The sequence below is a fragment of the Curtobacterium sp. MCBA15_013 genome, assembly GCF_001865095.1.
Classification (GTDB): domain Bacteria; phylum Actinomycetota; class Actinomycetes; order Actinomycetales; family Microbacteriaceae; genus Curtobacterium.
On record NZ_MJGQ01000007.1, the window covers coordinates 20718 to 27316 of the forward strand.

Here is a 6599-nt window from a genome sequence, read left to right on the forward strand (position 1 = left end):
ACGCCGCAAACGGGAACCGCGGAGGGAAGCCTGCGAGAGTACCGGCACGACGACGGCAGGAGGTGTCCCGTGACGGACGAGGCGCATGGTTTCGCGACCGAGCAGGTGCACGGCGGGTTCCAGCCCGACCAGGGACACGGAGCGAGGGTCCCCGCGATCCACATGTCCTCGGGCTTCCTGTTCGACGACTTCGACCAGGCCCGCGACCGCTTCGCCGGGACCGACGACGGCTACACCTACACGCGGCTCGGCAACCCCACGAACGCCGACGTCGAGCGCCGGGTCGCGCTGCTCGAGCGCGGCGTCGAGGCGATCCTGGTGGGCAGTGGGCAGGCCGCCGCCACCGTCGCGTTCCTCGGCATCCTGCAGGCCGGCGACCACGTCGTCGCGGCGCGCAGCATCTACGAGGGCACCAAGGGCCTGCTCGTGCAGAACCTCGGACGCCTCGGGATCGAGGTCGACTTCGTCGCGGACCAGCGCGACCTCGACGAGTGGGCGCGACTCGTCCGCCCGAACACGAAGGCCTTCTTCGCCGAGACGATCCCGAACCCGAAGAACGACGTCCTCGACATCAGCGGCGTCGCCGACGCCGCGCACCGTGCGGGTGTGCCGCTCATCGTCGACAACACCCTCGCGACGCCGTACCTCGTGCGTCCGGTCGACCACGGCGCCGACATCGTCGTCCACTCGGCGTCGAAGTTCCTCTCCGGCCACGGTGCCGGGCTCGGCGGCGTGGTCGTCGACGGCGGCACCTTCGACTGGTCGGCCTCCCCGGACCGCTGGGTGCACCTGACCAGCCCGGAACGGTCGCTCGGCGGCGAGAGCTACGTCGAGCGCTACGGCAGCCGCGCGTTCGTCGTCTTCGCACGCGACGTCGTCGCCTCGCGCATCGGCCCGACGCCCTCCCCCTTCAACTCCTTCCTGCTCCGCCAGGGCATCGAGACGCTGTCGCTGCGCGTGGAACGCCACAGCGCGAACGCGCTGGCTGTCGCGTCCTTCCTGGAGCAGCAGCCGGAGGTGACGAGCGTCGACTACGCGGGTCTCGCCTCCAGTCCGTTCCACGACCTCGCCCAGCGTTACCTGCCGCGCGGTGCCGGGTCCGTGTTCGCGTTCACGCTGGACGGCGGCGAAGCCGCCGCGCGGACCTTCATCGACAGCGTCCAGCTGTTCAGCCGGATGACCCACCTCGGTGACGTCCGCTCGCTGATCCTCCACCCCGCCACCACGACGCACGCCGGCAAGACGCCCCAGGAGCGCGCCGACCAGGGCATCGACGACGGCCTCATCCGCCTGTCGGTCGGCATCGAGGACGTCGCGGACCTGGTCCGCGACCTGTCGCGCGGGTTCGCCGCGTTGCGCGGCGCGGGGGCGGGCCAGGAGGCGCGGGTCGGCTCCGACTCGGAGCTCGCCTCCCTCGAACACGCCGTTCCCGGCAACCACGTCATCGCGGAGGAACTCTAGGCAATGGCCGGACTGCAGCACTTCGGGTACTTCTTCTCGCGCGGGTTCGGCCCGCAGGCGTGGGGCCGGTCCGACTGGGACTGGGGGCACGACTGGACGAAGCCCGACCTGTACCAGCAGTCCGTCCGCGCCCTCGAGCAGGCCGGCATGGACCTCGTCATCGCCGAGGACGCGATCTCGCTCGGCAACCCGTCGACGCTCGACCTGCGGATCCGGCAGGCGTACGGCGGCCCGAAGCACGACCCGCTCCTGCTCGCGCCGTACCTGTTCGCCGCGACCTCGCACATCGGCATCGCCCCGACCGTGAACGCCGGGTTCACCCCGCCGTACCTCGCCGCACGACAGTTCGCGACGCTCGCGCACCTCTCCGGCGACCGCTTCGGCGTCAACGTCGTGACCGACACCGGGAGCGCTCGGCACGCCGGGCTCGCCCCGCTCCCGCACGACGCCGCGTACGACCGCGCCGAGGAGTGGTTGCAGCTCGTGCGGCGGCTCTGGCACTCGTGGGGCTCCGGCTACGTCGGGGACCGCTCCGACTGGCACTTCGCCGACGGCGACGCCCTCGACGCGTTCCACCACGAGGGTGCCTACTTCACCGCGGACGGCCCGCTCAACGCCCTCCCGCTCGACTCCGACCCGATCGTGGTCTCCCCCGGCGGCTCGGGCCGGGGGCTCGGGTTCGCCGGCACGCACTCGGACGTGCAGCTCGCGCTCGCACCGCTGTCCGCGGCGGCCGTCCGGGACTACCGCGCGCGGGTGCTCTCGGCCGCGGCCGACGCCGGACGCACTGCCGACGCGCTGCGGATCCTCTTCGTCCTCAAGCCCGAGATCGTGTCGTCGTCCGCCGAGGCGGACCGCGTCGTCGACGCCTCCCGGCACCCGTCCGACGACGACCTCCGCACCGCGGCGATCGCGTGGTCGAGCGACTCCGAGACGGACCTGCTCGCGCTCGACCTCGATGCGCCGATCCCGGCGGGGACGTTCGGCGACCACGTCTCGGCCGGCACCATCCGCGGCCTCGTCGGCGACACCCCCGACGCACCGCTGCGCACGCTCCTGGAGCGCAAGGCCCGGAAGGGTCGGGTGTCCTCGCGCGAGGGCTTCGTCGGCACCGCCGACGAGTTCGCGGACTTCATCGAGGAGCTCGGTGCGGACGCCGACAACGACGGCATCATCTTCTCGGGCGACCTGCACCCGGCGCAGGTCTACCGGATGCTCGGCGACCTCGTGCCGGTGCTCCGGCGCCGTGGGCTCCTGCGACGGGAGTACGGCGCCGGAGGCATCCGGCAGAACCTGTTCGACTTCTGAGCCCGCGGCCCGTGGCGCGGGTCCTAGTGGTGGACGGGCTCCACGACGCCGCTCTCCTCGACGTCGCGGACGTCCTCGGCGGTGCGGAGGATCTCGTCGCGGTCGGACGCCGAGTTGATCGCCCAGTAGTAGATCACCAGGGAGAACACCGCCACCACCACGATGTCGATCCACAGCGGGAACACCGGGTGCGTCAGCGGGCCGAAGTCGCTGAGGAACACGATGAGCCCCATGCCGATCAGGTACGGCAGCAGCCACTGGGCCGCCTTCCAGTCCCAGCGCGGGCGGACGCTCGAGGCGCCGCGGAACACGTTGTTCAGGATGATCACCACGGCACCGATGAGGATCGCGACCCCGAGCTTCCAGTCGGTGTCCCACCCGGTCCAGAGGATGATGAGGTTCGCGACGACGAACGCGATCGGTGAGAGCAGCGTCGCGGCCGGCATCCGGTAGGGGCGCTCGACCTCGGGGATCCGCTTCCGGAACGCGCCGAGGGCCAACGGTGCACCGGCGTACATCAGGACGGACGCACTCGTGATGAGGCTGACCAGCCCCTGCCACGACGGGAACGGCGCGAAGCACGCGCACCCGACGACGAATGCCACGATGAGGCCGACCCAGGGCACGCCCTGCTTCGTCGTCCACTCGAAGGCCTTCGGGAAGTACCCGTTGCGGCTGAGCCCGTACGAGATGCGGCTCGTGGCCGTCACGTAGATGAGACCGGTGCCGGCGGGCGAGATGATCGCGTCGATGAAGATGACCACGGCGAGCCAGGTGATGCCGGCCGCCATCGCGATGTCGGCGAACGGTCCGGTGTACTTCGTGAAGTCCGCGGTCGCCCACGAGCCCTGGATCGCGTCGGAGCGCAGGACGCCGAGGAACACGATCTGGAGCAGCAGGTAGATCACGAGCCCGATGAGCACCGAGCCGATGACGGCGCGCGGGATGTCGCGCTTCGGGTTCTTGGCCTCGCCGGCGAGCTGGTCCGCCTGCTCGAAGCCGAGGAACGCGAAGATGATGCCCGACGTCGACACCGCGGCGAGGATGCCCTTCGCACCCTCGGGCATGAAGCCGTCCGCCGCCGTGAAGTTCGAGCCGTGGAACCCGCTGAACGCCAGGACGATGATGACCAGCAGGGGGATGGCGACCTTCCACCAGGTCGCCGCGGAGTTCGTGTTCGCGAGGATCTTCACGCTGAGCATGTTGATCACCGTGACGACGGCCATCAGGACGATCGCCACCGCGATCCCGGCGCCGGTCAGCAGCTGCTGGGTCTCCCCCTCGATGACCACGGTGTGCAGCCACGGGTGGGCGAACTGCCAGTGCTGTGCGTACTTGATCATCGCCTCGACCTCGATCGGGGCGACCGTCACGGACTGCAGCCACGAGAACCACCCGAAGGAGGCTCCGGCGATGCCGCCGAAGGCGATGTGGGGGAACCGCGCTGTTCCACCCGCGATCGGGAACATGCCGCCGAGCTCGGCGTGCACGAGTGCGAGGACGAGGATCGCCACGCCACCGATGAGCCACGAGATGATCGCGGCGGGCCCGGCGGTCTTCAGGGCCTCCTGCGAACCGAAGAGCCAGCCGGAGCCGATGATCGACCCCGTCGAGGCCCAGATGAGCCCGATGAAGCCGACGTTGCGCTTGAGGCCGGAGTCCGGCAGCGCCTGTGTCGTTGTAGCCACTGTTGCTCCTGTCGATGAGCGCCGCCCCTCGGACGGGGGCTGCGCTCATCGACTCTGGCACCGTGACAGCACTTTGGTCGGATTGTTTAACACAATGGAAACAAACGTGCTGTACAAGCCCTCAGGCTACTTCTTGTCGTGCTTCTTCTTGCTCTTCTTGTCCGACTTCTTCTTGTCGTCCTGCTTCTTGTCCGACTTCTTGTCCGACTTCTTCTTCGCGTCCTGCTTCTTGCCGGACTTCTTCTTGTCGGACTTCTGCTTGCCCTTCTTGTCCGGCTCGGGCTCGGGCTCGGGCTCGGGCGACTCCACCCCGTCGACGGGCTCGACCACCACCGCGCTCCCCGTGTCGGCGAGGACGTCGACCTCGTGCTCCTCGAGCGTCGGCGCGAGGGCGTCCTCCACCCGCTCGACGACGATCGACGCGCCGTCCTCGGCGAGCCGGACGAGCGCCTGGGCCGCCCGGACGCGGGTCGTCGTCTTCCGGGCGAGCACGTCGGCGCGGGCACCCTCGAGGAAGGCACGGAGCGACCGTTCGACCACCGAACGACCCCGCGGCGCCGAACGGTCGAGGCGGTCGAGCTCGCCGGCCACACCGGACACGTCGTCCTCGACGTGCTCGTGCCGCACGGACTCGATGAGCGCGGCGATCGCGGCGGCCCCACGCTCGACGGCTGCGGACCGCTGGTCGAGCACGACGAGCATCTCGATGACCGAGCCGTACGTCACCGTCTCGAGGCGGACCGGCTCGGCCCCACGCCCGCGGATGACCAACCGGGCGTCCGGCGTCGGCAGCCACGCGGCCAGCGCAGCGACGGTCGCGACCGAGGCCACCGCCCGCTCGTAGTCGGCGAGCACCACTCGCTCCTGCTCTCGCAGACGGACTCGGATCGCGATCTCCTGCACCACGTGGACCTCCCGTTCGTGGGCACGGGCGTGTTCCCGCGCCTGTTGCGGATCGTAGTCCTCGGAGGTGGCGGGACAGCGAACGCCCCGGCATCGTCCGGGGACGGTGTCGGGGCGTTCGGTGTGGCAGTGCGTGACAGCGGTGCGGCGTCCGGCGAATGGTGGAGATGGGGGGAATCGAACCCCCGTCCATCGCTGCAATTCGACGTCTTCTACGGGCGTATCCGGATGGTTCGTTCTGCTCGGCCCCGTCCTTTGCTACCGGCTTCTAGGACGACGGGCCCAGTCTCAGTGCAAGTCCCGCACGGCCCTGAGGCGCAACCGTGCAGCAAGTCCTCTGGATGACGCCGGAACTCAGGTTAGAAGACGATCACCTGGCCGACGGACTTCATGTGCTGGGCTGCTTACGCAGCGAGAGCGAAGTCAGTGCGCTTGGAATTGGCACTTGTTGTTTTCCACGGATCGTTGACGAGATGACCGTGGGTCCTCGGCCCGCTTCCCGTCGGCACACAGGCAATGTCGAAACCGATCATCCCCATGCGGGCCGGACGTGCGAACCGCTGTCACGCTCTTGAGTTGCCAATGCTCCAACGGGAGCAGTCCCTCAGTCTAGCCGACCGAGGTGCGACGGCGCTACTCGCCGACGCGGTTCCGGGTGCGCATGGCCCGCTCGGCCTCGCGCTTGTCCGTCTTCTCGCGCAGGGCCTGGCGCTTGTCGAACTCCCGCTTGCCCTTCGCGACCGCGATCTCCACCTTGGCCCGGCCGTCGTGGAAGTAGATCTGCAGCGGCACGAGCGTGTAGCCGCCCTGCGCCGTCTTGTGCGAGATCTTCACGATCTGCTGCTTGTGGAGGAGCAGCTTCCGCTTGCGCCGGGGAGCGTGGTTGTTCCACGTGCCCTCGGTGTACTCGGGGATGTGCACGGCGTCGAGCCAGGCTTCGCCGCCGTCGATGAAGGCGTACCCGTCGACGAGCGAGGCGCGCCCTTCGCGGAGGGACTTCACCTCGGTGCCGGACAACACCATGCCGGCCTCGTACGTGTCCTCGATCAGGTAGTCGTGACGCGCGCGACGGTTCGTCGCCACGATCTTCTCGCCGCGTTCCTTCGCCATGCGTGTCTCCTTCCGTGCGGTCGCTGCGGATGCGCAGCCCTACAGACTACCCAACGCGCGGCACCCACCGCACCTTCCCGGCGCGCCGCCCGCGCCGGACCGGTGTCGGCCGCCGCCGAGACTCGGCCA

Annotated in this window: 5 protein-coding genes and 1 other RNA gene; 2 read left to right on the plus strand and 4 right to left on the minus strand. The window is 69.6% G+C overall.

The genetic code is table 11. The features are described 5' to 3' along the window. The first annotated feature begins 69 nt into the window (after positions 1-69). Positions 70-1461 carry an O-acetylhomoserine aminocarboxypropyltransferase/cysteine synthase family protein gene (locus BIV01_RS05360; protein WP_071302151.1) on the plus strand — a complete coding sequence of 464 codons (1392 nt, stop codon included), beginning with the start codon at positions 70-72 and terminating at the stop codon, positions 1459-1461. Between the two features lie 3 nt (positions 1462-1464). Next, positions 1465-2769 (plus strand): LLM class flavin-dependent oxidoreductase, encoded by a 1305-nt coding sequence (locus BIV01_RS05365; RefSeq protein WP_071302152.1) that lies wholly within the window; start codon positions 1465-1467, stop codon positions 2767-2769. 23 nt (positions 2770-2792) lie between these two features. Here the strand turns inward: BIV01_RS05365 and BIV01_RS05370 are convergent, their stop codons facing one another. The 4 genes from BIV01_RS05370 to smpB form a co-directional block, all read right to left on the minus strand. Further along, complete coding sequence (locus BIV01_RS05370) at positions 2793-4457, minus strand: APC family permease (protein WP_070416379.1); 1665 nt, start codon at positions 4455-4457, stop codon at positions 2793-2795. 126 nt (positions 4458-4583) lie between these two features. Then, positions 4584-5312: a hypothetical protein gene (locus BIV01_RS05375; protein ID WP_139199227.1), complete on the minus strand. Its 729-nt coding sequence runs from the start codon at positions 5310-5312 to the stop codon at positions 4584-4586. Positions 5313-5519: 207 nt separating this feature from the next. Further along, positions 5520-5897: a transfer-messenger RNA gene (gene ssrA, locus BIV01_RS05380) on the minus strand. A 96-nt stretch (positions 5898-5993) separates the two neighbouring features. Continuing rightward, positions 5994-6470, minus strand: coding sequence for an SsrA-binding protein SmpB (smpB, locus tag BIV01_RS05385; protein ID WP_022907777.1), 477 nt, complete (start codon positions 6468-6470; stop codon positions 5994-5996). Positions 6471-6599 lie beyond the last annotated feature (129 nt).